Origin of the sequence: Lysobacter sp. cf310, from assembly GCF_900114355.1 — a bacterium.
Classification (GTDB): Bacteria; Pseudomonadota; Gammaproteobacteria; order Xanthomonadales; family Xanthomonadaceae; genus Lysobacter.
Genome location: NZ_FOSS01000003.1, coordinates 1 through 25988 on the forward strand (window position 1 = coordinate 1; position 25988 = coordinate 25988).

Annotated in this window: 18 protein-coding genes and 1 pseudogene; 3 read left to right on the forward strand and 16 right to left on the reverse strand. The window is 69.3% G+C overall.

Annotated features, from left to right (window positions below):
* Nucleotides 1-416: PKD domain-containing protein (locus BMZ45_RS22200; protein WP_343124208.1), on the reverse strand; the 416-nt coding region annotated here is incomplete at its 3' end.
* Nucleotides 402-1700 (reverse strand): annotated as a pseudogene (locus tag BMZ45_RS11340) (M12 family metallo-peptidase); the annotation flags it as partial. The pseudogene BMZ45_RS11340 and the gene BMZ45_RS22200, both read right to left, overlap by 15 nt.
* A gap of 449 nt (nt 1701-2149) precedes the next feature.
* Here BMZ45_RS11340 and BMZ45_RS11345 point away from each other — a divergent pair.
* Together BMZ45_RS11345 and pbpC are read left to right on the forward strand one after the other, a co-directional pair.
* Nucleotides 2150-7066, forward strand: coding sequence for an alpha-2-macroglobulin family protein (locus BMZ45_RS11345; RefSeq protein WP_091636454.1), 4917 nt, complete (start codon nt 2150-2152; stop codon nt 7064-7066).
* A 353-nt stretch (nt 7067-7419) separates the two neighbouring features.
* Entirely contained in the window at nt 7420-9741 is a 2322-nt protein-coding gene (gene pbpC, locus BMZ45_RS11350) for a penicillin-binding protein 1C (RefSeq protein ID WP_091636460.1), read from the forward strand.
* A gap of 18 nt (nt 9742-9759) precedes the next feature.
* Here the strand turns inward: pbpC and BMZ45_RS11355 are convergent, their stop codons facing one another.
* From BMZ45_RS11355 to BMZ45_RS11370, 4 genes are all read right to left on the reverse strand, one after another.
* Nucleotides 9760-10389 carry a hypothetical protein gene (locus BMZ45_RS11355; protein WP_091636462.1) on the reverse strand — a complete coding sequence of 210 codons (630 nt, stop codon included), beginning with the start codon at nt 10387-10389 and terminating at the stop codon, nt 9760-9762.
* Between the two features lie 11 nt (nt 10390-10400).
* On the reverse strand, nt 10401-11177 hold the full coding sequence (locus BMZ45_RS11360; protein WP_091636465.1) for a hypothetical protein: 777 nt from the start codon (nt 11175-11177) through the stop codon (nt 10401-10403).
* Nucleotides 11178-11235: 58 nt separating this feature from the next.
* Complete coding sequence (locus BMZ45_RS11365; RefSeq protein WP_254776650.1) at nt 11236-11763, reverse strand: ferritin-like domain-containing protein; 528 nt, start codon at nt 11761-11763, stop codon at nt 11236-11238.
* 173 nt (nt 11764-11936) lie between these two features.
* On the reverse strand, nt 11937-12413 hold the full coding sequence (locus tag BMZ45_RS11370) for a peroxiredoxin (protein ID WP_091636472.1): 477 nt from the start codon (nt 12411-12413) through the stop codon (nt 11937-11939).
* A 204-nt stretch (nt 12414-12617) separates the two neighbouring features.
* Between BMZ45_RS11370 and BMZ45_RS11375 the strand changes: the two genes are divergently transcribed.
* Nucleotides 12618-13511: a DnaJ C-terminal domain-containing protein gene (locus BMZ45_RS11375; RefSeq protein ID WP_091636475.1), complete on the forward strand. Its 894-nt coding sequence runs from the start codon at nt 12618-12620 to the stop codon at nt 13509-13511.
* A gap of 229 nt (nt 13512-13740) precedes the next feature.
* On the opposite strand, the gene pilH is transcribed toward BMZ45_RS11375, so the two are convergent.
* From pilH to BMZ45_RS11425, 10 genes are all read right to left on the reverse strand, one after another.
* On the reverse strand, nt 13741-14106 hold the full coding sequence (pilH, locus tag BMZ45_RS11380) for a twitching motility response regulator PilH (protein ID WP_056174471.1): 366 nt from the start codon (nt 14104-14106) through the stop codon (nt 13741-13743).
* Between the two features lie 57 nt (nt 14107-14163).
* Complete coding sequence (locus BMZ45_RS11385) at nt 14164-15156, reverse strand: YhdH/YhfP family quinone oxidoreductase (RefSeq protein WP_091636477.1); 993 nt, start codon at nt 15154-15156, stop codon at nt 14164-14166.
* Nucleotides 15157-15231: 75 nt separating this feature from the next.
* Nucleotides 15232-16203, reverse strand: coding sequence for a hypothetical protein (locus BMZ45_RS11390; RefSeq protein WP_091636480.1), 972 nt, complete (start codon nt 16201-16203; stop codon nt 15232-15234).
* Nucleotides 16204-16281: 78 nt separating this feature from the next.
* Nucleotides 16282-16902: a DUF6438 domain-containing protein gene (locus BMZ45_RS11395; RefSeq protein ID WP_091636483.1), complete on the reverse strand. Its 621-nt coding sequence runs from the start codon at nt 16900-16902 to the stop codon at nt 16282-16284.
* A 29-nt stretch (nt 16903-16931) separates the two neighbouring features.
* Nucleotides 16932-17525 (reverse strand): LOG family protein, encoded by a 594-nt coding sequence (locus tag BMZ45_RS11400; RefSeq protein WP_091636486.1) that lies wholly within the window; start codon nt 17523-17525, stop codon nt 16932-16934.
* A gap of 102 nt (nt 17526-17627) precedes the next feature.
* Complete coding sequence (gene lpdA / locus BMZ45_RS11405) at nt 17628-19052, reverse strand: dihydrolipoyl dehydrogenase (RefSeq protein WP_091636489.1); 1425 nt, start codon at nt 19050-19052, stop codon at nt 17628-17630.
* A gap of 151 nt (nt 19053-19203) precedes the next feature.
* Complete coding sequence (gene sucB, locus BMZ45_RS11410; RefSeq protein ID WP_091636491.1) at nt 19204-20415, reverse strand: dihydrolipoyllysine-residue succinyltransferase; 1212 nt, start codon at nt 20413-20415, stop codon at nt 19204-19206.
* A gap of 70 nt (nt 20416-20485) precedes the next feature.
* Nucleotides 20486-23326: a 2-oxoglutarate dehydrogenase E1 component gene (locus tag BMZ45_RS11415; protein WP_091636495.1), complete on the reverse strand. Its 2841-nt coding sequence runs from the start codon at nt 23324-23326 to the stop codon at nt 20486-20488.
* Between the two features lie 309 nt (nt 23327-23635).
* Nucleotides 23636-24553 (reverse strand): GNAT family N-acetyltransferase, encoded by a 918-nt coding sequence (locus BMZ45_RS11420; protein ID WP_254776614.1) that lies wholly within the window; start codon nt 24551-24553, stop codon nt 23636-23638.
* On the reverse strand, nt 24550-25722 hold the full coding sequence (locus BMZ45_RS11425; RefSeq protein ID WP_254776651.1) for a ribosomal protein uL16 3-hydroxylase: 1173 nt from the start codon (nt 25720-25722) through the stop codon (nt 24550-24552). Before BMZ45_RS11425 ends, BMZ45_RS11420 begins: the two co-directional genes overlap by 4 nt.
* Nucleotides 25723-25988: the final 266 nt, after the last annotated feature.

Sequence of the window (25988 nt, forward strand, 5' to 3'; positions counted from 1 at the left end):
TGGACGATGTTGACCGAGATCGAGGCGTTGGTCGGAGCGTTGCCGGTGCGGCCGGAGACCACGATCGAGCTGCTCACGCCGGTGGCGTTGTTGTCGGGAATGTTGACGTCGGTGCCGTTGGTGTAAGTCTGCACGCCGCTGGTGCCGACCGTGACCGTGGCGGTCTTGGTGTTGGTGGCGCCGTCGTCGTCGGTGACGGTCAGGGTGACGGTGTAGGTGCCGGCGGCCGCGTAGGTCTTGCTGGGGTTGGTGGCGGTGGAGGTGGTGCTGTCGCCGAAGTTCCAGCTGCGCGAGGCGATGCTGCCGTCGCTGTCGGTGGAGGTGTCGGTGAACGCCACCGTCAGGCCGCTGGCCGAGGAACTGAAGTTGGCCGTCGGCGCGACGTTGGCGCCCGGGTCGGCGCGGAACGCCGCCATCGCCGCCTTGGTCTGCACCAGCACGCGCTGGTTGTGGCTGAGGTTGGTATTGCCCATCGCCACGCCGTTATAGGTGACGTCGGGGTTGGACCAGTAGTTCAGGCGCGTGCAGGCGGTGCCGCTGCACTGGTAGGCCATGATGGTGCGCCAGCGCGCGCCGCTGGCCGGTGCGTACTGGTAGCCGTGGCCGTAGGCGTAAGGCGTGCTGCTGGGGTCGTTGGCGGGGTCGTGGCGCGCCGACAGCAGGTGGCCGATCTCGTGGGCGAAGCTGTAGTAGCCGGTCGCGCAATCCCAGTACACGGTCGCGAACGCGCTGGCGGCGTTGGAGCCGATCGAACTGGCGCGGCCGCAGTTGCTGTCGTCGTCGATGACCAGCACGTTGACGTCGGCGGCGTTGGCGTCGCGGCTGGCGTGGACGTCGTCCATGTAGCCGTCGGTGGTGCCGGCGAAGCGCTGCACGTCGGTGGCATGGCCGTCGCCGACCGAGGTGTATTGCACCGTGCGGTAGTTGGCCAGGACCATGTTAATGCCGACGTTGGAGTTGGCGTAGCCCTGGTTGCTCTCGGCCACGGCCAGTTCGATCAAGGCCTCCATGTCGCCGCCGTAAGCGGTGACGGCCTGATTGGTCGCGACCACCTGGACGCGGATGGTGGCGGTGGCGCCCGGGTCGATCGCGGCAGCGCCGACCAGGCCGCCGCCGCTCACGGCGCGCGCCGCGGCGGCGCGCATGTCGATCTGCGGCATGCCGGCTTCGTTGTAGTCGGCCGCGTGGTCCGGCGGCAGGCGGCTTTCGTCGACCTCGATCACCGCGTTGCTGCCGTCGGGCAGGGACTGGATGCGGTACAGGGTGCCGTCCACGCGCACATTGCCGGTGATGCGGTTGCCGTGGCGGACCAGGGCCACCGAATTGCGTTCGTCGACGCGCACTTCGCGCGTGCCGCGCAGGGCCGAGGCGCCGCGCGAATCGCGCAGGCGGCCGAGCCAGACGGTGTTGCCGCGTGCGGTCTGATGGGCATCGTCGAGCGTGGCGGTGACCAGGCGCGAACCCAGGCGCAGTTCGATTTCGCGGTTCTGCGCGCTCACCACCGAAGCGTCGGCGCGTTCGATGCGCAGGCTGCGGGTGGGCGCGGCTTGCGACAGCTGCTGCGCCGTGGCGAGCGCGGCGCGTTGCGGCGCGGGCGCTTCGCCGACGAACAACGGCTTGGCCGCGAACGCCGGGGCGCTGGCGATGCTCAGGAGCAGCGCGGCCTGGGCCAGGCGCGCTGCGGGTTTACGAGTGGTCATCGGGTTCTCTCTCTCCCTGTACGGCCGGGTTCGGCCGCGTCGATGGCGATCCCTGGCGCGGCGTCCGTGTCGGCCGATGCGCAGGGCGGTGGCGGACGGATCGTCGATCCGTCCCTTTTTCAACCTAGCCAAGCCACTGCCTGGATGGGACAGGGGAAACCACCCGCAGCTGCGCCCGCAGTGTGATTGGGGTCATGCATTGGCACTCGGATTGCATGGACCGGATCGGCGCGACTTTGCTTTGAAACAATGTTTCAGGGTCGGGCCGGCGGCATCGTCGGCGGCCGATCCGGCCGCCGTCGGCAATCGGCAACGCCAGCAAAACGGTGCTTCGGACTGGTCTTCAAATCGTCCTCATGGCGATGCCTGGCGCGCTCTATACTCGTCGCAACCCTAGGGGAGACGACATGGATAGCGTGGTGGGTGTTGCTGCATTTTCGTTCCGGCGCATGGCGCGCACGGCCGCGGCCTTGGCCTTGGCGCTGCTGCTGATCGGCGGGCCCGCGGCCTGCAAACGCGACACCACCGGGCAGCTGCCCGAGGTCAGCGGCGAGGCGATCAAGGCCAAGCGCGAGACGGTCACGGGTTTCGGTTTGGTCGCGGCCTATCCCGATCAGAAAGCCGACGAACAGCTCGCGATCGCCCTGGAATTCAGTCAGCCGCTGGTCGGCAGCCAGGCCTTCGACGACCTGATCGCGGTCGCCGACAAGAACGGTGCCGTGGTCAAGGGCAGTTGGGTGCTGGACGACGGCGGCAAGATCCTGCGCTTCCCCCACGTCGAAGCCAGCAAGGACTACGTGGTCACCATCAAGGGCGGGCTCACCGCCGCCGACGGCGACCGCATCGGCAAGACCGTCACCCGCAACGTCTACACCGGTCCGCTGGACCCGGTGGTCGGCTTCGCCTCGCAAGGCAGCGTGCTGCCGGCGCGCGAGAGCCGCGGCCTGCCGGTGGTGTCGATCAACGTCGCCGAAGTCGACGTCGAGTTCATGCGCATCAAGGACAAGGAACTGCCCAAGTTCTTCGCCGAATACCAGCGCGGCGGCCGTCGCGGCAGCTGGGAGCTGGAGCGCGATTGGGACGACAAGACCCCATTGTCCAAGCTGGCCGAGCCGGTCTACGTCAATCGCTTCGTGCTCGGCGGCAAGCCCAACGAGCGCGTGCTCACCTATCTGCCGCTGCAGGACATCGAGGAGCTGCAGAAGCCCGGCCTGTACTTCGCGGTGATGAAGCGCACCGGCCAGTTCAAGGACGAGTTCGAGACCGCGTTCTTCACCGTCAGCGATCTCGGCCTGCACGCGCGCGCCTACAAGGACAAGCTGTTCGTGCACACCGCCTCGCTGGAGAACGGCGACGCGGTCGGCGGCGTCGAGCTCAAGGTGCTGGACGCCAATGGCGAGCCGGTGCTGAAGGGCGAGACCGATCGCAACGGCAACGTGATGCTGGCCTACAAACTCGACGCCACCCAGGTGCTGGTGGCGCAGCGCGGCAGCGACGTGTCGATGCTGCCGTTCAACCAGCCGGCGCTGGACCTGTCCGAGTTCGCGGTCTCCGGCCGCGAGCAGGCCTGGTTCGACGTGTTCGCCTGGTCGGGGCGCGATCTCTACCGCCCGGGCGAGACCGTGCGCCTGTCGGCGCTGCTGCGCGATCAGGACGGCAAGCCGGTCGCGCTCAAGGGCAAGGCCTTGCAGCCGGTGTTCCTGCGCTACGTGCAGCCCGACGGCAAGACCTTCCTGGAAACGCGCCTGCAGCCCGACAGCCAGGGCTATGTGCGCCACGCCCAGGTGATTCCGGCCGATGCCGCGACCGGCCGTTGGCGGGTCGAGTTCCGCACCGATCCGGCCAGCAAGGAAGCGGTGCAGGGCATGACCCTGCGCATCGAGGAGTTCCTGCCCGAACGTCTCAAGCTCGACCTCAATGCCCAGGCCACGCTCAAGCCGGGCGAGCCGATCAAGCTCGCCGTCGACGGCGCCTACCTGTATGGCGCGCCCGCCGCCGGCAACCGCTTCACCGCCAAGCTCGCGGTGATGGTGGAGCAGCATCCGCTGGAGCAACTGCCCGGTTACTTCTTCGGCGACCCGACCCTGAGCCTGCCCAAGGAAGCCAAGGACGTGGTCGACACCACGCTCGACGCCCAGGGCAAGCTGCAACAGAACGTCGCCTTGCCCACCGAGGCCAAGCCGGTCAGCCCGATCGCCGCCATTCTCACCGGCAGCGTCTACGAAAGCGGCGGCCGCAGCGTCAACCGCAGCCTCAAGCGCGTGTTGTGGCCGGCCGATGCCCTGGTCGGCGTGCGCCCGCTGTTCGACGACAAGGAAGGCACCGATTCCAACGGCAACGCCGGCTTCGAGCTGACCCGCGTCGGCGCCGACGGCAAGCCGCGGCCGGCGCGCGGCCTGCGCGTGACCCTGATCCGCGAACACCGCGACTACCACTGGAACTACGACGCCGACGGCGGCTGGGACTACGACTTCAACCGCCGTTACGAAGACGTGCAGACCCGCAACGTCGACCTTGGCGCCTCGCCGCTGCGCCTGGACTTCCCGGTCGAGTGGGGCGAGTACCGCATCGACGTCTACGACCCGGCGACCCAGCTGACCTCGCGCTATCCGTTCAAGGCGGGCTGGAGCTGGGACGACCAGAACCGCGGCCTCGACGCGCGTCCCGACAAGGTCAAGATCGCGCTCGACAAGACCGCTTACAAGGCCGGCGATACGCTCAAGGTCACCCTGACCCCGCCGCATGCGGGCAAGGGCCTGCTGATGGTCGAAAGCGATCGCATGCTGTACGTGCAGGCGATCGACGTGAAGGCCGGCAGCAGCTTCGAGATTCCGGTCACCAACGACTGGGACCGCCACGACGTCTATGTCACCGCGCTGGTGTTCCGCGGCGGCAGCGCGCCCAGCAAGATCACGCCCGCGCGTGCGGTCGGCATCGCCCACGTGCCGATGGACCGGCGCGAGCGCACGGTCGCGGTCGGCCTCAACGTACCCAAGCTGATGCGACCCGAGCAGGATCTGCCGGTCACCGTGAGCGCGCCGCAGTTGGCCGGGCAGGAGGCCTACGTGACCGTGTCCGCGGTCGACGTCGGCATCCTCAACATCACCCGCTTCCCGGTGCCGGACGCGGCCGCGCACTTCTTCGCCCAGCGCCGCTTGGGCGTGGACGCCTACGACGTCTACGGGCGCGTGATCGAGAGCTTCGAGGGCGGGACCGCCAAGATCCGCTTCGGCGGCGACGCCGCGCTGGAGGCGCTGCCGCAGGCGCGGCGCCCGACCGCCAAGGTGCAGACGGTGGATCTGTTCGCCGGCCCCGTGCGCCTGGACGCCAAGGGCAATGCCCTGGTCAAGCTGGCGGTGCCGGACTTCAACGGTACCTTGCGCGTCTCGGCGCTGGTGTACTCCGGCGGCAAGTACGGTAAACGCGACCGCGAGACCATCGTGCGCGCACCGGTGCTGGCCGAAGCCAGCACGCCGCGCGTGCTGGCACCGGGCGACCGCAGCAACGTGACCCTGGACGTGCAGAACTTCACCGGCAAACCCGGCGAGTTCGAGGTCAAGGTCGAAGGCATCGGCCCGCTGGCGCTGAGCGACGGCAACCGCAAGGCCACGCTGGGTGTCGAGGCCAAGACCACCTACACCTTCCCGATCGTTGCCCGCGAGGGCTACACGGTGGCGCAGGTGCGCGTGCGCGTGGAGGGCAACGGCTACAAGGTCGACCGGCGCTACGACGTGCCGGTGCGGCCGGCCTGGCCGCAGGTCTTGCGTGCGCGTACCCAGGTGCTGGAGGACAACGCCTCGGTGCGTCTGGGCGCGGACTTCGCCGAAGGCCTGATGCCGGGCTCGGTGAACGCGCGCATGACGGTCAGCGCCTTGCCGCCGATTCCGTTCGCCAGCGCGCTGCAGGGTGCGCTGGAGTATCCGTACGGCTGCGCCGAGCAGACCACCAGCAAGGGCTATGCCGCACTGGAGCTGGACGAGGCCACCGCCAAGATGCTCGGGGTCAAGGGTCTGGACGCCAAGCAGCGGCGCGCGCGCATGGAAGGCGCGTTCGGCCGCCTGGCGGCGATGCAGATCGGTTCCGGCCACTATTCGATGTGGGGCGACGGCGACTACGTCAATCAGGCGATCACGCCCTACGTGGTTGAGTTCCTGCTGGACGCGCGCGACGCCGGCTTCGCGGTGCCCGAGACCATGCTGCAGAAGTCCCTGAAGGTGCTCAACGAGGACCTGCTGTCGGGCGGCGCCCAGTTCTTCGGCTACGACCGCCGCGAACACCTCAAGTTCGCCTACCAGGCGCATGCCGGCTATGTGCTGGCGCGCGTCAACCGCGCTCCGCTGGGTACCTTGCGCGCGCTCTACGACAACGAGCGCAAGAACAGCGTGACCGGTCTGCCGCTGGTGCACCTGGGCCTGGCGCTGTCGATGCAGGGCGACAAGGCGCGCGGCAAGAAGGCGATCGCCGAAGGTTTCGCCAAGGACTCCAAGGACCGTCCGGAGTACCTGGGCGATTACGGCAGCCGCGTGCGCGACGACGCCTTGATGATCGCGCTGGTGCACGAGCGCGGCTACGCCACGCCGGCCTACGACGGCCGCGCGGTGCCGCTGGGCCTGGAGCTGGACGCGCGCCGCAACCGCGGTTGGCTGTGGCTGAGCACGCAGGAGCAGGTCGCCCTGGCGCGCCTGGGCAAGGCGCTGATGGCCGACCAGGCCAAGACCGTGTCCGGCCAGTGGAAGGTCGGCGACGTCGCCAGCGATGCCGGCGCGGCCAAGATCGTCGGCCGCCTGTTCGACTACGACGCGCTGGCCGCGGGCGTGAGCTTCGCGCCGGTCGGCCAGCCGCCGCTGTACGCGAGCATGGAAGTGGCCGGCGTGCCGCGCCGCGCGCCGGATCCGGACAGCTCGGTGATCGAGGTCAAGCGCAAGTACTACACGACCAAGGGCGAGGAATGGGAAGGCGGCAGCCTGGAGGAGGGCGAGGCCTTGATCGTGCAGGTCAGCATCAAGGCCAGCCGCACCATGCCCGATGCCCTGCTCACCGATCTGCTGCCGGCGGGCCTGGAGATCGAGAACTTCAACCTCGGCGACGCCAAGCAGTGGGCCGGCGTGGTGGTGGACGGGATCGAGATCTCCGACCGCGACGACGCCGCCGAAGTGCGTCACGAGGAGTTCCGCGACGATCGCTACGTGGCCGCGCTCAAGCTCGATGTCGGCGACACCGCGCGGGTGTTCTACCTGGTGCGCGCGGTCACCCCGGGCACCTACACCGTGCCGCCGTCGCTGGTCGAGGACATGTACCGTCCCGACCTGCGCGGCGTCGGCAAGGCGGTGCCGGCGATGCTGACGGTGAGGCAGCCGGGCAAGTGAGGCAGCGCCGCGGGTTCGGATGTCGAACCCGCGGCGGCCCTCAACCCGCACCCCAGCCCGACCGCATCGCGGTCGGGCATCCGGTGCAGCGCGAGCCCATGGCTCGCACACGCTGGCCCTCGCCCCGCTTGCGGGAAAGGGGCTGAGAACCGAGTTCCAGTGAACGAAAGCCGGTGCATCCAGTGAGCAGTACGGAACCTCCGGCGCCGGAGCGGCCCTTACCCCCAGCCTCTTCCGCAGGCGGGAGAGGCTGGAGCGCATGCCGGCGCTGGTGGCGTCGCCTGCGTGGAGCGAAGTCCGATCCGGCAACGACCACGGCAACGACCACGCTGCCGACGCGGCGGCGCTTCGGAATGAAGCTGCTGCTCGCCGCGCTGCTGTTAGTGACCTCGGCGATGCTGCTGGATCTGGCTTTTCCGCTGCCGCTGCCGCGCGAGAGCCAGGCCGGCGCGGTGGTGGTCGCCATGGATGGCACGCCACTGCGCGCGTTCGCCGATCGCGGCGGCATCTGGCGTTACCCGGTGCGCATCGAGCAGGTCTCGCCGCTGTACCTGCAGGCCCTGTTGAACTACGAAGACCGCTGGTTCTGGAAGCATCCCGGCGTGAATCCCTACGCCTTGCTGCGCGCGGGCGGGCAGTGGCTGGGCAGCGGCCGGGTGGTCTCCGGCGGGTCGACCCTGACCATGCAGGTCGCGCGCATCCTGGACCCGCATACGCGCACGCCCTGGGGCAAGCTCAAGCAGTTGCTGCGCGCGCTGCAGTTGGAAATGCATCTGTCCAAGCGCGAGATCCTGAGCTTGTATCTCAACCGAGCGCCGTTCGGCGGCACGGTGGAAGGTGTGGAAGCGGCGAGCTGGGCGTATCTGGGCAAGCCTTCCTCGCGTCTGTCGCACGCCGAGGCCGCGCTGCTGGCGGTGCTGCCGCAGTCGCCGAGCCGCCTGCGTCCGGACCGCGAGCCCGAGCGTGCGCGGGTGGCGCGCGACAAGGTGTTGGCGCGCATGGCTGCGCTGGGCGTGTGGTCGCGCGCCCTGGTCGCCGACGCGCGCATCGAGCCGGTGGTCGCGCGTTCGTTGCAGCCGCCGCAGCACGCGCCTCTGCTCGCGCAGCGCCTGCGCTTCGAGCAGCCCAAGGCGACGCGGTTGGTGTCGACCATCGACATCGAGCTGCAGCGCACGCTCGAGGATCGCGTCGCCGCCTACTTCTCCAATCTGCCCGAGCGCACCTCGGCGGCCTTGCTGGTGATCGACAACGCCAGCCTGGAGGCGCGCGCCTACGTCGGCTCGGCGACCTTCGGCGATAGCGCGCGCCTGGGCCATGTGGACATGGTCAAGGCCTGGCGTTCGCCGGGCTCGACGCTCAAACCTTTCCTGTACGGCCTGGCCCTGGACGACGGCCTGATCCATTCCGAAAGCTTGTTGGTCGACGCGCCGCAGTCGTTCGGCGACTACCGGCCCGGCAACTTCGACGCCAATTTCAACGGGCCGGTGGGCGCGGCCGAAGCGCTGCGCCTTTCGTTGAACGTGCCCGCGGTGGATCTGCTGGATCGGCTGGGGCCCAGCCGCTTCTCGGCGCGGCTCGCGCATGCGGGCATCGAGCTGCATTGGCCGCGCGGCGCGACGCCGAACCTGTCGATGATCCTGGGCGGCACCGGCGCGCGCCTGGAGGACCTGGTCGGTGCCTACGCGGCGCTGAATCGCGAAGGCCTGGCCGGGCGCGTGCGCTATACGCCGGATGCGGCGCTGATGGAGCGCCGTTTGTTGTCGCCGGGTGCGGCCTGGATCGTGCGCGAAGTGCTTGAGGCCAATCCGCGGCCGGGCGCCGTCGCCGATACCTTCGACACCTCGGGCCGTCCGCGCGTGGCCTGGAAGACCGGCACCAGCTATGGCTTCCGCGATGCCTGGGCCTTGGGCAGCACGCGCCGCTACACGGTGGGGGTCTGGGTCGGACGGCCGGATGGCACGCCGCTGCCCGGGCAGTACGGCGCGGTCACCGCCTTGCCGCTGTTGTTCGAAGTGGTCGACAGCCTGCCGCGCCAGCGCGGCGACGGTGCGCTGAAGCCGCCGCCGGCGAACGTGGCGCAGATCGAGGTGTGCTGGCCGCTGGGCCTGCCGCCGGATCCGCAGGCGCCGCAGCTGTGTCAGAAGAGATTGCAGGCCTGGACCCTGGACGGCTCGGTGCCGCCTACCTTCGCCGAACGCGATGCGCGCTTGTGGAACGCGGGCGTGGAGCGTTTCGACGTCGATACGCGCAGCGGCCTGCGCCTGTCCGCCGACTGCAGCGCGCCGCATGCGCGCCGCGAAGCCAGCATCGCGCGTTGGCCGGCGCTGGCATCGCCCTGGTTGCCCGCGGAAACCCGGCGCGCCTCGCGCCTGCCGCCGCTGGCGCCCGATTGCGCCGCCGACGGCCGCGACGCCAGCGAGGAGCTGCGCATCGAAGGCCTGGCCGATCAGGCCACGATCGCGCGCGCGCCCGGCAGCGTGCACGCGCTGCGGCTGTCCCTGCGCGCGATAGGCAGCGCGGCGCGCATTCGCTGGCTGCTGGACGGTCGCCTGATCGGCGAAACCGAAGGCGACACCGCCTTCGCGCACGATTTCGGCGAGCCCGGCGAACATCAGCTCACTGCGCTGGCCGACAGCGGCGCCTGGTCGCGAGTGCGGTTTCGGGTATTGCGTTAAGGCGCCGAGAGCCGCGCTTCAGTCGTCGTTACGCGCGTTGCGCTGGCGATGTTCGTCCAGCGACACCACCTTGCCGCGCTCGCCCCGTGCGCGCGGCTTGGGTTTGGCCGGCTTGGGCCCTTGCGCACGCGCGCGCCAGCGCTGGCGCAGCCAGGGCAGCACGCGCCAGGCGCGCGCGCCGTCCAGCGGCGCCATCGGCAACAGGTTGAACGCCACGATCAGCAGGTTGACCGGGCCCCAGACGACCACCAACGCGGTCTGCAGGGAGCTCAGGGTGCCGGGCGAGGAAGGCAGCAGGCCGATCAGCATCGCCAGCACGAACAGCAGCGCCTGCGCGGCGACGCCGCCCCAGGCGATCGCGATGTCCTGGGCCGGCGTGCGCGCCATCTCGTGCACGCACTGCCCGTGCATGGGATAGATGCGCAGGCTGTCCACGTACAGCCGATGGCGGCGCGCAACCCAGGCGTGTCCGGCTTCGTGGGCGACGATCAGCAGCAGATAGGCCAGCATACCGACCAGGGCCGCGAGCGGATTCCCGTTCAAGGACGAGGCCAGGATCAGTGCCGCCACCAAGGGCACGCTCCAGTGGAATACCACCGGCGCGCCGAGCAGGCGGAACGGGACGAATTCGCGCGGCAAAGGGCGCATGCGTTGAGGTTTCACTCGCGCGCCCGCATCGCGGCGACCACGTCGCCGATGGAGTCCGCGCCCGGCGCGTAGCGCGTTCCGGCATAACCGAGCACGGCCAGGGTCAGGGCCACGCCCAGCACCGGCCAGATCGTGCGTCGCAGCGCGGTGCGTAGCCAATGCTGGGTCTGGATGCGGCGCAGTCGGCGATAGAGACTGCCGGCGAGGGCGACGTCCAGGATCAGTTCGGCCATCAGGGTCGGCGCGATCCAGACCACCCAGCCGACGGTGAACAACAGCGCGCTGAGCGCCACCGCCGCGACCAGCAGCAGGAGCACGAGCACGCAACCGCCTTCGTCGGCGCCGCCCAGGGCATCGGGCAATTCGAGCTCGGGCAAACTCACATCGACGTCGGGCGCCGCGATCGAGGGCATGGGCACGTTGCCCTCGACCTCGAACGACGCCGAAGCGCCGCCCCCGCCGCTGTGTCCGCCGCCGCCCGAAGCGCCTCCAGTGGAGCCACCGCCGCCGAAACCGCCGCCATCGGGCACCAGATCGAGCCAGTCGTAGGCCTTGCGCTCGAAGAACCGGGCCCACAGCCACAACAACGACAGAAACACGGCGTAGGCGATGGCGACCGCGAGCGGGTAGCGCTGCCACATCGCGTCCAAGCCGCCACGCAGCAGGGCATAGGAGGCGATGAAGCCGACACCGCCGGTGATGGCGACGATGGTCGCCATCTGCAGGCGCGGCCAATGCGCGCGCTCCAGACGGGCGCGCATGCGGGCGATATGGACCAGGCGGCTCATGCGGCGAGTCTAGCAGCGGCCCTCGCCGCCGCCCGATCCGGGCGCGCCGCCTAGGCGCTTACTTGCCGGTCCAGCCGTCTAGCAGGTCGGCCAGCTCGTCGGCGTGTTCCTCTTCCTGGGCGAGGATGGATTCCATCATGCGCTTGGTGGTGGTGTCGCGGTCGCCGAGGTAGTCGATGATCTCGCGATAGCTGTCGATGGCGATGCGCTCGGCGACCAGATCCTCTTTGACCATGTCGCGCAGGTCGCTGCCTTCCACGTACTCGGCATGCGAGCGCTTGGACAGCACGTCGGGATTCAGATCGGGTTCGCCGCCGAGCTGCACGATGCGTTCGGCGATGCGGTCGGCATGCGCCTGTTCCTCGTTGGCGTGCTCGAGGAACTCGGCCTTGACCGCGTCGGCCATCAGGCCGCTGGCCATGAAGTAGTGGCGCTTGTAGCGCAGCACGCAGACGATCTCGGTCGCCAGCGCTTCGTTGAGCAGTTTGATCACGGTGCCGCGGTCGGCGTTGTAGCTGCTGGTGATCGCGCCGTCCTGGATGTGCTGGCGGGCGCGGGCGCGGATGGCCTTGACGTCGGTGATCATCGCCGCTTCGGGCTTGCGGCTGGCCGTGGCGGCCACCGCGTGCGCGGACTTGCGTGCGGGTTTGGCACTCATATCGACCTCCTGGCGGTCGCTGGGGGCGAGGTGCCCCCAACGATGCCCGGCGGCCGGTGACGGCGATGTAGGCGCCGCCGCCCGCGTTCATGTCTAGGCGATCAGACCAGCGTCAACATGTGTTCGGCCGAGGACACGCGGTATTCGCCCGGCGCTTCGACTTTCAACTGGGTGACCACGCCGTTCTCGGCGTACAGCGCGAAGCGCTTGGCGCGCGTGCCCATGCCGTAGGCGCTGGCGTCCAGCTCCAGGCCCAGCGCGCGGGTGAAATCGCCGTTGCCGTCGGCGAGCATCATCAGGCCGTCGGGCACGTGCTGGCTCTGGCCCCAGGCCTGCATCACGAAGGGGTCGTTGACCGCCATGCAGGCGACTTCGATGCCCTTGGCGCGAAAATCGTGGAAATGCGAGACGAAGCCGGGCAGGTGCTTCTCCGAGCAGGTCGGAGTGAAGGCGCCGGGCACCGCGAACAGCACGATCTTGCGGCCGTCGAACAGGGCGTTGGTGTCGACGGTCTCGACGCCTTCGCGGATGCGTTGCAGATTGACTTCGGGCAGGCGGTCGCCGACCTGGATGCTCATGGGGATACTCTCCGGTGGGGATGGCAGTCTGGTCGGCGCGCGCGTAACGGCGCGTCAAGACCCGGGTACAGCGCGCATTGTGCGCGCAAGCATTGAAAAACGCAGGCGCGGCGGCCATTTCGGCCCGGTCTTCCCGTGCGATCGCGCGCCGCCTACTCTGTGGGCCGGTGTCGACCGCTCACCAGCGAGCTAGAGGGAGCCGCGATGCAGTTCAAGGATTACTACGAAACCCTGGGCGTGGAACCCAGCGCCGGCGAAGCCGAGATCAAGACCGCGTACCGGCGGCTGGCGCGCAAATACCATCCGGACGTCAGCAAGGAGGCCGGCGCCGAGGACAAGTTCAAGGCCGTCAACGAGGCCTACGAAGCGCTGCGCGATCCGCAGAAGCGCGGCGCCTACGACCAGTTGCGCGCGCGCGGCTATCGGCCCGGCGACGAGGTCCAGCCGCCGCCGGGCGGCTTCGGCGGCGGTTATGGCGGCGCCGATTTCGACGAGATCTTCGCCGGCGGCGGCGCGGGCGGCGGTTTCAGCGACTTCTTCGAAAGCCTGTTCGGGCGCGGGCGCGGCCCGGCCGGCTTCGGCGGCCAGGCCGGTCGGCCGCCGCCGCGCGGCGACACCCGCGCCAAGCTGGCGGTGGCGCTGGAGACGATCTACGAGGGCGGATCGGTACGGATCTCGGTCAACGGGCGCACCCTGGAAGTGCGCATTCCCAAGGGCATCCAGCCGGGGCAGATGATACGGCTGGCCGGGCAGGGCAGCCACGGCGATCTGCTGCTGGAAATCGAGTACGCCGCGCATCCGCATTTCGAAGTCGACGGCCGCAACGTGATCCACGTGCTGCCGCTGGCGCCGTGGGAAGCGGCGCTGGGCGCGACCATCAGCGTGCCGACCCTGGGCGGCGCGGTGGAACTGAAGATCCCGCCGAACTCGGAAGCCGGACGCAAGCTGCGCCTGCGCGGCCGCGGCCTGCCGGGCACGCCGCCGGGCGACCAGATCGTCGAGCTGGAGGTGCTGGCGCCGCGCGCGAACACCGAAGCCCAGCACGAGGCCTATGCGCGCATGCGCGACGCCTTCGGCGACGATTGGCGGCGCGGCTGAGCGGATGCCGTCGGGTGCGGTGAGCGCAGCGAACCGCACCGGCGCGATATCGCACTGGCGACGGGCGATGCGGTTCGCCTGCGGCTCACCACGTCCTACGCATCAGGTCTACGCGAGGCCGAACTGCGCGGCACGCCGACGCTCCACGATCGCGACTCGCGTCGCTCCCACGGAAAGCGTTAGGGCTTTACGGTAAAGCGGCGGGCCTGCGACGGCCCGCTGGCGGCGATCAGCCCGGCAGCAGCTGGGCGATGATCTCGGACAGGTCGCTTTCGCTGAAGGGCTTGGTGATGTAGGCCTTGGCGCCCTGGCGCATGCCCCAGACCCGGTCGGTGTCCAGGTCCTTGGTGGTCACCAGCACGATCGGGATGTGCTTGGTGGTGGCCTCGCGACAGATCGAGCGCGTGGCCTGGAAGCCGTTGAGGTTCGGCATCACCACGTCCATCAGGATCAGGTCGGGGATTTCGCGCTTGGCGGCTTCCACGCCCGCCGCGCCGTCTTCGGCGGTCAAGGCCTCATGCCCCAGCTTCTCGACGATGCGGCGGATGCCCATCAGCTGAGACGGTGAGTCGTCGACGATCAGAATACGCGCCATGTGTTTCCCCCGGAATTGTCTCGATTGTAGCGATGCGCGCTGACGCCGCAATGCCAACTAGATCACGACCAGCGTCCGGCCCAGGGAACCCCCGGCCAGCATGCCCGGGAATACCTGAGGCAGCTCCGCCAGCCCCACTTCACGGGTGCATATGCGGTCCAGGTGCGCGGGTTTCCAGTCGCTGCCCAGATGCCGCCAGACTTCGTCACGGATCTGGCGCGCGGTGCCGGCCGAGGCCACCCCCAGCAGGGACACGCCGCGGATGATGAACGGCATCACCGTGGCGTCCAGCGCAGGGCTGGCGGCCAGGCCCGCGCTGGCGACGTTGCCGTAGGGCGCGGTCTGGGCCAGCAGGCTGGTCAGCATCGGCCCGCCGACGTTGTCCAGGCCGCCGCCGAAGCGCGCCGACTCCATCGGCCGGGCGGTGGCCAGGGCGTCGCGGCCCAGCACCTGGCTGGCTCCGATCGAGGTCAGATACTCGGCCTGCTCGGCCTTGCCGCTGATCGCGTGCACTTCGTAGCCGGCGCGGCTGAAGATGTCGATCGCCAGCGAGCCCACGCCGCCGCTGGCGCCGGTCACCGCCAGCGGGCCCAGTTCGGGCGTCTGGCGGTTGTCCTGCATGCGGTGCAGGGCGAGCGCGGCGGTGAAGCCGGCGGTGCCCAGGATCATGCTCTCGCGCAGGCTCAGGCCGCCGGGCAGGGGAATCGCCCACTGCGCTTCCAGGCGCGCGTACTCGGCGTAGCCGCCATCGCGGGTTTCGCTGAGGCCGCAGCCGGTCACCAGCACCGCATCGCCCTCGCGGAACTTGTCGTCGCTGGAGGCGACCACGTGGCCGGCCACGTCGATGCCGCCGACCAGGGGGAAGCGGCGCAGGATCTTGCCTTCGCCGGTGCCGGCCAGCGCGTCCTTGAAGTTGATCGAGGAATACGCGGTCTTGATCACGATCTCGCCGGGCGAGAGGGCATCGATCGACACGCGTTCGATGCCGCTGCGGTAGCCGGCGCCGTCGTTGTGGATGCGGAAGGCGTTGAAGTCGCTAGGCACGGTCATGGCGCGTTCTCTGCAGACAGAACGCGATGATAACCGAGCGCGATTGCGCGCCCGCTCATGGCCGGTGCGGCCGCTTCAACCGATCGGGCTGGAGGTCGGCGCGGCTTCGTGCTTGCGCTCGATGCCGTCGCTCCACTGCTTGAGCTTGCGGTAGTCGGGCTCGTCCGGGCCCAACAGCCGGATGCGGCCGCGCTCGACCTTCCACAATTGCTCGTTCTGGGTGGTGAACACCACGATCGGCGTGCGGTACTGCAGGCTCATGAACACATGGAACATGGTCGGCGCGGCCGAGGTCAGGTGCGAGACGAACAGCGAATCGGGCTTGCGCGCCTGATCCAGGGTCGTGTTCACGCAGCTGCGGGTCTGTTCGTAACGGTCGATCAGGCGTTCGCCCTGGGCGTCGATGCGGTACATGGCGTAACCGCCCAACGGCGCGGACTCGTCCAGCCATGGGGTCATCACGAACACCAGGATCTGGTCCTGGCCGTCCTCTTCGTATTCGAAGGCGACGGTATTGGGCGGACGTTGGCTGCAATAGACCTGGTCCTGCTGACGGGCCAGATGCAGCGCCGCCATCAGCCGTTGTTCGCGCGGCTGCGCGGGCTGCGGCGGTTGCAGGCGGGTGGCGTCGCGCACGCCGAGGGGCGTCAAGCCCAGGGTCGCCGATGCGAACGCGACCAACTGGCCGTCGACCTTGCTGAAGTAGCGCACGTCGATGTCGTCGTCGCGCTCGAGGGTGAGCCAACCCGAGGGCTGGCCGGGCGCGTCCGGCAGGGCTTTGATCTTGACCAACTGGTCGGTGGTCAGCCAGGCCGCCAGGTCGTGGCGGCGGATCGCGTTGCCGATGTACTCGGCGATGGCGACGTCGCGGCGGTACTTGTCGGGAATGGTGCAGGCCAGGCGGCGATCGTTCTCGCTGGCGTCGGCGGGCAGCTCGGCGACCTCGGCGCAGTCGTAGGCCGATTTGGCCGCTTTGTCTTTGGCGCCGGCGGCGAGCGGCCAGACCAGCAAGGCCGCGAGCGCGGCGGTCGCGAACGGAGTGCGCATCGGATGTTCCGGATCTGTATTCCCCGACGCGATCCTAACGCAGCCCGGGCGGATCCGGACCGGCGTCGCGCGTCGTCGTCAGTGGGGATGGTCCGCCGGGCGGCACTGCCACGGTGGCGACAAACGCGGATCGGTGGGGTCGCCGGGCGCCTCGAGTTCGGCGCTCCAATAGGTGGCGCAGCTGGCGCTATCGATCAGCTCGACGGCTTCGCAGAACACGTCCGGCACCCAGCGCGCCGGCTTGCCGGCCGCAGCGATCGCCGGCAGTGCGCCCGGCTGCTTGCGGTCGCGCAGGCAGGCGGCGACGTTGCGAGAAACCGAACGGCTGCCGTGGCGATCGGTGATGGTGATCGTCGTGGTCTGGCCGTCGGTGACGCCGGCGGTGTAGACCGGTTCGAGTTCGGCGAAGGCCTGCGAAAAGATCAGATCGAACATGGCGCGGCGATGCGGGTAGGCCAGCGCATAGACTCTGACCACGTCGCCCTCTTCATTTCGCTCGGGATGTCGGCCGGTTCGATCGCGGCCGACGAACCCCACGTTGCCGCCGGGACCGATGTGGACCTCGTAGGGCACGCACGAACCGAGGCAGCCGCTGCGCTTGAGCACGACATGGGTGTCGTCGCGGAACTCGGGCTCGACTTCTTCGGCGGGCTGGCACGCGCACAAGCCGAGCAGCAACGGCACCACCATCGCGCGCATCGTCCGATCTCCTTCTGGATCGGTGCAGCTTAGCGCAGCGCGTTGCGACGCTTCTCGTCCATCCACTTGCTGGCTTCGGCCGGGCGATAGGCCCGCATCCAGGTCAGCATCGCGTCCAGGTCGTCGCCGTGCCACAGGTCGCGGCGCTGGTCGGCATGCAGGAAACGTTCGGCGACCATGCGGTCCAGCATCGCCATCAGCGGCGAGTAGAAGCCTTCGACGTCGAGGAAGGCGCAGGGCTTGTCGCCGATGCCGAGCTGGCGCCAGGTCAGCATCTCGAACATTTCGTCGAGAGTGCCGAAGCCGCCGGGCAGGGCGACGAAGGCGTCGGCGAGATCGAACATGCGCGCCTTGCGCTCGTGCATGGAGCCGACCACTTCGAGTTTGGTCAGCCCGCGGTGCGCGACTTCCCAGTTGACCAGTTGCTCGGGGATCACGCCGATGGCCTCGCCGCCGGCTTCCAGCACCGCGTCGGCGACCACGCCCATCAGGCCGACGTTGCCGCCGCCGTAGACCAGGGCGATGCCGTCGCGGGCCATGCGCTGGCCCAGGGCCATCGCGCGTTCGGTGTAGATCGGTTGCGAGCCGGAATTGGAGCCGCAGTAGACGCAGAGCGATTTCATGCTGGTATCCGATGCCGACCGGCGAAGCTTCGCGTTGCGGCGTAGTGGGGCTGAAATGCAGAACGGCGCACCAGGGTGCGCCGTTCCGGTCTTGCAGGCCGATCAGTTGGCCTTGTGGATCGCGCGCTTGTCGACCGCCATCGCCGCGTCGTGGATCGCTTCCGACAGGGTCGGGTGGGCGTGGCAGATGCGGGCGAGGTCGTCGGCCGAGCCGTTGAATTCCATGGTCAGCACGCCCTCGTGCACGAGTTCCGACACGCCGACGCCGACCAGGTGCAGGCCCAGCACGCGGTCGCTCTCGGCGTGCGCGATGACCTTGACGAAGCCGGCCGGCTCGCCCATGGCCACGGCGCGGCCGATCGCCGCGAACGGGAAGCTGCCGGTCTTGTAGGGCACGCCCTCGGCCTTGAGCTGCTGCTCGGTCTTGCCGACCCAGGCGATTTCCGGTTCGGTGTAGATCACCCACGGCACGGTGTCGAGATTGACGTGGCCCGGCAGGCCGGCGATCAGCTCGGCGACCGCGATGCCTTCCTCGAAGCCCTTGTGCGCCAGCATCGGGCCGCGCACGCAGTCGCCGACCGCCCACACGCCGTCGACGCCGGTGTGGCAGTGCTCGTCGACCTCGATCTGGCCGCGCTCGTTGAGTTTGACGCCGGTGCCTTCGGCCAGCAGGCCCTTGGACGCGGCGCGACGGCCGACGGCCACCAGCAGCTTGTCCACGACCAGTTCCTGATCGGCCTTGCCGTCGTTGTAGGTCAGGTGCACGCCGTCCTTCTTGATCTCGGCCTTGCTGACCTTGGCGCCCAGCTTGATGTCCAGGCCCTGCTTCTTGAATTCCTTGGCCGCGGTCTTGGCGACCTCGGCATCGGCGGCGGCGAGGAAGTCGGGCAGGGCTTCGAGGATGGTGACCTCCGAGCCCAGACGCTTCCACACGCTGCCCAGCTCCAGGCCGATCACGCCGGCGCCGATCACGCCCAAGCGCTTGGGCACCTCGGTGAAGTCCAGCGCGCCGACGTTGTCGACGATCTTGTCGCCGTCGAACTTGGCGAACGGCAGTTCGATCGAATCCGAACCGGCGGCGATGATGACGTTGGTGCCCTTGAGTTCGACTTCCGAACCGTCGTGCTGCTTGACCTTGACCACGTTGCCCGGGTGCAGGGTGCCGAAGCCGTAGTACGGGGTGATCTTGTTGGCCTTGAACAGCATCGCGATGCCGCCGGTGAACTGCTTCACGATCTTGTCCTTGCGGCCGATCATGGTGGCGACGTCGATCTTGGCGTTGTCGGTGGTGATGCCGTGTTCGCCGAACAGGTGCTGCAGGTTCCAGAACTGGCGCGAGCTGTCGAGCAGGGCCTTGGACGGGATGCAGCCCACGCGCAGGCAGGTGCCGCCGAGGGCGGGCTTGCCGTCCTTGCCGAGCGCGGCGTCGATGCAGGCGGTCTTGAGACCGAGCTGGGCGGCGCGGATGGCGGCGTGGTAGCCGGCCGGGCCGGCGCCGATGACGACTACGTCGAATTGCTCAGACATTGCGGAGTTCCTTTGCCTTTCCCTTCTCCCGCGTGCGGGAGAAGGTGCCCGGAGGGCGGATGAGGGGAGGCGTGGGGCAGGGGGCTGGCGTAATCGCGGCGGGCCCTCACCCCAACCCCTCTCCCGCAAGCGGGAGAGGGGTTCGGAGGCATCACATGCCCAGCAGCATGCGGTGCGGATTCTCGAGCTGGTTCTTGATGTCGACCAGGAACAGCACCGCGTCCTTGCCGTCGATGATGCGGTGGTCGTAGGACAGGGCGATGTACATCATCGGCGCGGCGATCACGGCGCCGTTCTCGACGATCGCGCGTTCCTTGATCGCGTGCATGCCCAGGATCGCCGACTGCGGCGGGTTCACGATCGGCGTCGACATCAGCGAGCCGAAGGTGCCGCCGTTGGTGATGGTGAAGGTGCCGCCCTGCAGATCTTCCAGCGCCAGCTTGCCGTCGCGCGCCTTCTTGGCGTAATCGCCGATGGCCTTCTCGACGTCGGCGAAGCCCATGCGCTCGACGTTGCGCAGCACCGGCGTGACCAGGCCCTTGTCGGTGGACACGGCGATCGAGATGTCGGCGTAGCCGTGATAGACGATGTCGTTGCCGTCGACCGAGGCGTTGACCACCGGGTGGCGCTGCAGCGCGTTGGCGGCGGCCTTGGCGAAGAAGCTCATGAAGCCCAGCTTGACGCCGTTGGCCTTCTCGAAGGACTCGCCCAGCTCCTTGCGCATGGCCATGACCTTGCCGAGGTTGACTTCGTTGAACGAGGTCAGCATCGCGATCGAGTTCTTCGACTGCATCAGGCGCTCGGCGATGCGCGCGCGGATGCGGGTCATCGGCACGCGCTCTTCGGCGCGCGCGCCCGCGGCATTGCCGACGCCGCCGGACTTGGCGTAGTTGAGGATGTCTTCCTTGGTCACGGCGCCCTTGCGGCCGGTGCCTTCGACCTGGGAGGCGTCGATGCCTTCCTTGTTCGCGGTGAAGCGCGCGCCCGGGGGCAGTTGATCGTTGCCGGCCGGCGCCTTGGCGGCCTCGGCCTTCGGGGTGATCGGCTGCGCGCCGGCGGCCGGCAGCTCGGCGGCCTTGGCGGCGGCCGGAGCGGCTTCCGCGGCCGGCTTGGCGTCGGCGACGGCGCCGGCCTCCACGATCGCGATCAGCTGCGAGCTGGTCACGGTGGCGCCTTCCTCGAACTTGATTTCCTTGAGCACGCCGTCGACCGGCGAGGGGACTTCGAGCACGACCTTGTCGGTTTCGAGGTCGACCAGATTCTCGTCGCGCTTGACCGCATCGCCCGGCTTCTTGTGCCACGTGGCGATAGTGGCGTCGGAGACGGACTCGGGCAGGACGGGGACTTTGATCTCGGTGCTCATGGGGTGGGCATCCTGGCTTGCTTGATTGATATGGGGCGTAGGTAAGGGGGACTCGCGGGACCGGCGCCGATTACTCGGCGCTGTCCTCGCCGTGCAGCGAATTGACCAGGGCGTCGGCGACCAGCTTGGTCTGTTCGGCGACGTGGTCGGCCAGATGGCCCGCCGCCGGCGAAGGCGAACGCGCGCGACCGGCGTAGTGCAGGGACTGCTTCGGCGCCAGGCAGGCGGCGAGGTGGTGGCGGATCTGGTACCACGCGCCCTGGTTCTGCGGTTCTTCCTGGCACCACACCACGTCCTTGGCCGCGGCGTAGCGCTTGAGCTCTTCGCTCAGGGCCTGGCGCGGGAACGGGTACAGCTGCTCGACGCGCAGTAGAGCGACGTCGTCCAGGCCTTGCTTCTGCGATTCTTCCAGCAGGTCGTAGTAGACCTTGCCCGAGCACACCACGACCCGCTTGACCTTCTTCGGGTTGGCGGCCGCGTCCGGGATCAGGTGCTGGAACTCGCCCTGGGCCAGTTCGTCCAGGCTGGACACCGCCAGCTTGTGGCGCAGCAGCGACTTGGGCGTCATCACCACCAGCGGCTTGCGCGTGCTCATGCGCATCTGCCGGCGGATCATGTGGTACGCCTGCGCCGGCGTGGTCGGCGCGCACACCAGCATGTTCTCCAGCGCGCACAGCTGCAGGAAGCGCTCCAGGCGCGCCGAGCTGTGCTCCGGGCCCTGGCCTTCGTAGCCGTGCGGCAGGAACAGCGCCAGGCCGCACAGGCGGCCCCACTTGGCTTCGCCCGAGGACAGGAACTGGTCGATCACGACCTGGGCGCCGTTGGCGAAGTCGCCGAACTGGGCCTCCCAGATGTCCAGGGTCATGGGATCGGCGGTCGAGTAGCCGTACTCGAACGCCATCACCGCTTCCTCGCTGAGCAGCGAGTCGATGATGGTCACGTCCGACGGCGTCTTGACCAGCTCGCGCAGCGGCAGCACGTAATCGTCGCTGGTCTGCTCGTGCAGGATCGCGTGGCGGTGGAAGAAGGTGCCGCGGCCGCAGTCCTGGCCGACCAGGCGCAGCTTGTAGCCTTCGGTCAGCAGGGTGGCGTAGGCCAGGTTCTCGGCGAAGCCCCAGTCGCCGGCGAGCTCGCCGGCGGCCATCTTGCGGCGGTCCTCGTAGATCTTGGCCACGCGCGGATGCAGCTTGACGTTGTCGGCGACGGTGTTGATCTGCACGGCCAGGCCGTCGAGCTTGGCGCGGTCGAAGGTGGTGTCGACCGGGTCGGTGACCTTGCCCGACAGGTACTTGGACCAGTCGATGGTGAACTCGTCGGGCTTGACCTCGACCAGCTCGGTGGTGACCGCGCCGGCGTCGAGCTTGTCGCGGTAGCCGTCGACCAGGGCCTGCGCATCGGCGGCCTGCAGCGTGCCTTCGGCGATCAGGCGCTCGGCGTACAGCTCGCGCGGGGTCTTGTGCTTGCGGATCACCTGGTACATCAGCGGCTGCGTCGCCGCCGGCTCGTCGGCCTCGTTATGGCCGTGGCGGCGGTAGCAGACCAGGTCGATGACCACGTCGCGGCCGAAGCGGTTGCGGAAGTCCAGCGCCAGTTCGGCGCAGAACACCACAGCTTCCGGATCGTCGCCGTTCACGTGCAGGATCGGCGCGCCGACCATCTTGGCCACGTCGGTGCAGTACAGGGTCGAGCGCGCGTCTTCGCGGGCGCTGGTGGTGAAGCCGACCTGGTTGTTGATCACGATGTGGAGCGTGCCGCCGACCGCGAAACCGCGCGCCTGCGACATCTGGAACAGTTCCATGCCCACGCCCTGGCCGGCGAACGCGGCGTCGCCGTGCAGCAGGATCGGCAGCACCTGGGCGCGGCCCTGGTCGCCGCGGCGGGTCTGGCGCGAACGCACGCTGCCGGCCACGACCGGGTTGACGATTTCCAGGTGCGAGGGATTGAACGCCAGCGCCAGGTGGACCGGGCCGCCGGGGGTGGCGACGTCGGCGCTGAAGCCCATGTGGTACTTGACGTCGCCGGTGTGGGCGAGGTCGCCTTCGATGTGCTCGAACTTGCCTTCGAACTCGTCGAACAGCTTGCGCGGCGGCTTGCCGAGCGTGTTGACCAGCACGTTGAGGCGGCCGCGGTGGGCCATGCCGATCACCACGTCCTGGGCGCCGTGCTCGCCGGCGCGGCGGATGGTGGTGTCCATCAACGGGATCAGGGCGTCGCCGCCTTCCAGCGAGAAGCGCTTCTGGCCGACGTACTTGGTGCCCAGGTAGCGTTCCAGGCCGTCGGCCGCGGTCAGGCGCTCGAGGATGCGCTTCTTGTCTTCGGCGCTGCGGCCGTACTTGCCGGCCGCGGTTTCCAGACGCTCGTACATCCAGCGGCGCTGTTCGGCGTCGGCGATATGCATGAACTCGGCGCCGATCGGGCCGGTGTAGGTGGCCTTGAGCAGGGCGACCAGGTCGCCCAGCTTCATGCGTTCCTTGCCGCCCACGCCGCCGGTGCTGAACTCGCCGGACAGGTCGCTTTCGGACAGGCGGTGGAAGCCCAGCGCCAGGTCCGGCGCTTCCGGCTTCTCGAGCAGGCCCAGCGGGTCGATGTTGGCCGCCAGGTGGCCGCGCGAGCGGTAGGCGGTGATCAGTTTGCCGACCCCGCGCTCGCGTTCGTCGCTGGGGCCGGCGCCCGGCGCGGCGCCGTTGAGCGCGCCGCGGGCGGCGGCCCGGCTGGCCTGGGCGATGGAGTCGATGGCGGCCGAATGCGGCACATCGCCGGCTTCGCGGCCCTTGAAGCCGTCGAAGTAAGCCTTCCATTTGGCCCCGACGCTGTCGGGATCGACCAGGTACTGCTCGTACAGGTCTTCGATGAAGGCGGCGTTGGCGCCGAGTTGCGAGGACTGGGAGAACTGCTTCAGGAGGCTGTCCACGATGATTATCGGGAAACTCTAGGGGGCGGATGTGGAGTCGCGCGCGCGCCGAAGGCGCTGCGCGCGGACATAGGATCGGAATTATAGCGGTAGTGTTAAGCCCAGCGGCATAACTACTTAGGTCTAAGCGACAGATTTTCTTCGATTTCCGGCAGCCGACCGGGCCGGACCGTCGAAACGGCCGCTGCGGCAAGCCCGGAAAATCTTGGGCTGTTACGCGTGCTTTCAAGCCGCGCCGGAAGGCCGCCGCAGCGGGGCGGCGATTTAGCCGGGACTCAGGCCCCGGCGTCGAATCCGTGCCGGGCCGGCTCAGATCCCCAGCGCGCGGTATTCGCTGCAGGGGCGGGCGCGCTCCCAGACCGGGTCGAAATGCGCGCGCAGCTGGCGCGCCCGGGCGCCGTCGTCGATGCGCGTCTCGCCCTCGAAGCGGTGCCCGAGGGTGCGGAAGTACCAGCCGTCGCGGTCGTTGACGGCGTAGGCGGAGGGGTAGTTCTGATCGACCGGTTCCTCGATCGCGCGGAACTCGAACGCGGTCGGCAGGCGCTGGGCCAGGCCGATCAGCGGCGCCAGCGCGCGCTGCGGCGCGGCCGGGTCCTGCAGCAGCACGCGCACGCCGCCGCCGGCGGTGGCGTGGCGGCGCAGCGCGGCGACCGCGTCGGCGCGGTCGAGCAGGCCGGGGTCGAGCTCGCGGCTGTAGATGGCCAAGCTGCGCCGCGCGCCCGCGATCACGCCCAGCAGGGCGGCCAGGGCGGCCTCGCGGTTGTCGACCGGGTTGGCCGCGCCGAGCAGGCGGCGCATGCCCAGGTGTTCGATCCCGGCTTCCAGGAAGCGTTCGCCCAGCGGCAGGAAGCCGTGGCGGGCGTAGAAGCCGACCGCGCCGGCCTGGCTGTGCAACGAGACTTCGCGCCAGCCCAGCTCGGCGGCGCGTTGCAGCAGCGCGGCGAGCAAGGCGTCGCCGACGCCGCGGCCGCGCCAGGGCGCGAGCACGGCCATGCGGCCGATGCGCCGGTCCGGGGTGAGCCGACCGGTGCCGATCGGGACGCCGGCCGCGTCCAGGGCCAGCACGTGCTCGCACAGCGGATCGCGTTCGGCGTCCAGCTCCAGCGCCTCGGGCACCTGCTGCTCGCGCACGAATACCGCCTCGCGTACCGCCCGCAGCGCCGGCTTGGCGGCCGCGTAGTCGGCCACGGCGACCACGCTGAAGCCCTGGCCCGACGCCGCGCTCACGCGTCCTCTCCTTCGTCCTCGCCTTGGTCTTCGTCCAAGCCCAGGCGGTAGTGGCCGCCGGCGATCAGTTCGTGCACGCAGGCGCGCCCGGCTTCGGTCAGCGCGGCGTACACGGCCCGATCGATCTCGACCGCATTGGCCAGGGCCTGCGCGTCCTTGGCCGGCAGCGCGTATTCCTGGCCACTCACGTACAGGCGCGCGGCCTGGCCCTTGGCGTGGGCGCGGCGCCAGGCCAGGCGCGACCAGGGGTGGCGCCACAGGGTCGCGCCCTGTTCCAGGTCCCATTCGATTTCGATGCGCGAACGCGCCGGTTCGGCGCCCGCCGAGACCACGCCGGCGGCGCGGTAGACGGTGATGAAGCGGCCGAACCAGTCGCCGAGGCGGTCGGGGTCGTTCATGCGCAGGGTGTTGAGGGCCTCGACCACGCGCGTCATCGCGGCGGCGTCGATCTCGGCGGGGTCGGCCGGCGGGCTCAGGTCGGGATCGCGGTAGCGCAGCGCTTCGTCGGCCTCGGCGGCCAGGGTGTCGATGTAGTCGCCCATCAGCTCGGCCGAGGAGGGCGCGCGCATGCCCACCGAGAAGGTCAGGCAGGCGTCCTCGGCGACGCCGTGGTGGGGCACGCCAGGCGGCAGATAGAGCATGTCGCCGGGGCCCAGCACCCAGTCGTGGCTGGGCGCGAACTCGCGCAGCAGCTTGAGTTCGGCGTCGGCGCGGAATTCCTGCGGCGGGTTGGGGCCGGCATCGATCTGCCAGCGCCGATGGCCCTGGGCCTGAAGCAGGAACACGTCGTATTGGTCGACGTGCGCGCCGACCGAGCCGCCGGGCGCGGCGAAGGACACCATGATGTCGTCGACGCGCCAGCGCGGCAGGAAGTCGAACGCGGGCAGCAGCGCGGCCACGTCGGCATCCCACTTGTCCACGTCCTGCACCAGCAGGGTCCAGTCCTGATGCGGCAGCGCCGGGAACTCGGCCTCCTCGAAGGGGCCGTGGCGCAGCGAGTAGCGGTCGCTGGCGCGGTCGTGCTGGATCAGCCGCGACAGCGCGGCCTCCTCGCAGGCCAGGCCGGCCAGGTCCTCGGGCTGGATCGGCGAGACCAGGCCCGGGAAGGCATTGCGGATCAGCAGCGGGCGCTTCTGCCAGTAGTCGCGCAGGAATTGCGCGGCGGGCATGCCCAGCGGCGGCGCGCGGCTGGCGTCGACCTCGATCGGGACGGCGGCGGGCTTGGAACGGCCGGCGGGTGCGTTGGGGGATTTCTTGGCCATGGGGCGGGCTGGCTCGGTGCGGTGGCGCGGCGATCCGCGCGGATCGCCTCATTGTCGCTCATGCGGCGATGAAGATAGGGGGAGAGTTCCCCCCTTTGAAAAAGGGGGCTAGGGGGGGATTTGCTTTTGCTTGCGCACAGCCAAAGCAAATCCCCCGGCGCCGCGAGTGAAGA

Excerpts from the sequence above, each read along its gene's own strand:
- BMZ45_RS11390 (WP_091636480.1), bottom strand. The coding sequence starts at position 16,203 with ATGCGCACTCCGTTCGCGACCGCCGCGCTCGCGGCCTTGCTGGTCTGG.
- pbpC (WP_091636460.1), top strand. The coding sequence starts at position 7,420 with ATGAAGCTGCTGCTCGCCGCGCTGCTGTTAGTGACCTCGGCGATGCTG.
- BMZ45_RS11425 (WP_254776651.1), bottom strand. The coding sequence starts at position 25,722 with ATGCCCGCCGCGCAATTCCTGCGCGACTACTGGCAGAAGCGCCCGCTG.
- BMZ45_RS11355 (WP_091636462.1), bottom strand. The coding sequence starts at position 10,389 with ATGCGCCCTTTGCCGCGCGAATTCGTCCCGTTCCGCCTGCTCGGCGCG.
- BMZ45_RS11395 (WP_091636483.1), bottom strand. The coding sequence starts at position 16,902 with ATGCGCGCGATGGTGGTGCCGTTGCTGCTCGGCTTGTGCGCGTGCCAG.
- BMZ45_RS11365 (WP_254776650.1), bottom strand. The coding sequence starts at position 11,763 with ATGATCACCGACGTCAAGGCCATCCGCGCCCGCGCCCGCCAGCACATC.
- pilH (WP_056174471.1), bottom strand. The coding sequence starts at position 14,106 with ATGGCGCGTATTCTGATCGTCGACGACTCACCGTCTCAGCTGATGGGC.
- BMZ45_RS11385 (WP_091636477.1), bottom strand. The coding sequence starts at position 15,156 with ATGACCGTGCCTAGCGACTTCAACGCCTTCCGCATCCACAACGACGGC.
- BMZ45_RS11400 (WP_091636486.1), bottom strand. The coding sequence starts at position 17,525 with ATGAAATCGCTCTGCGTCTACTGCGGCTCCAATTCCGGCTCGCAACCG.
- BMZ45_RS11345 (WP_091636454.1), top strand. The coding sequence starts at position 2,150 with ATGGCGCGCACGGCCGCGGCCTTGGCCTTGGCGCTGCTGCTGATCGGC.
- lpdA (WP_091636489.1), bottom strand. The coding sequence starts at position 19,052 with ATGTCTGAGCAATTCGACGTAGTCGTCATCGGCGCCGGCCCGGCCGGC.
- BMZ45_RS11360 (WP_091636465.1), bottom strand. The coding sequence starts at position 11,177 with ATGAGCCGCCTGGTCCATATCGCCCGCATGCGCGCCCGTCTGGAGCGC.
- BMZ45_RS11370 (WP_091636472.1), bottom strand. The coding sequence starts at position 12,413 with ATGAGCATCCAGGTCGGCGACCGCCTGCCCGAAGTCAATCTGCAACGC.
- sucB (WP_091636491.1), bottom strand. The coding sequence starts at position 20,415 with ATGAGCACCGAGATCAAAGTCCCCGTCCTGCCCGAGTCCGTCTCCGAC.
- BMZ45_RS11375 (WP_091636475.1), top strand. The coding sequence starts at position 12,618 with ATGCAGTTCAAGGATTACTACGAAACCCTGGGCGTGGAACCCAGCGCC.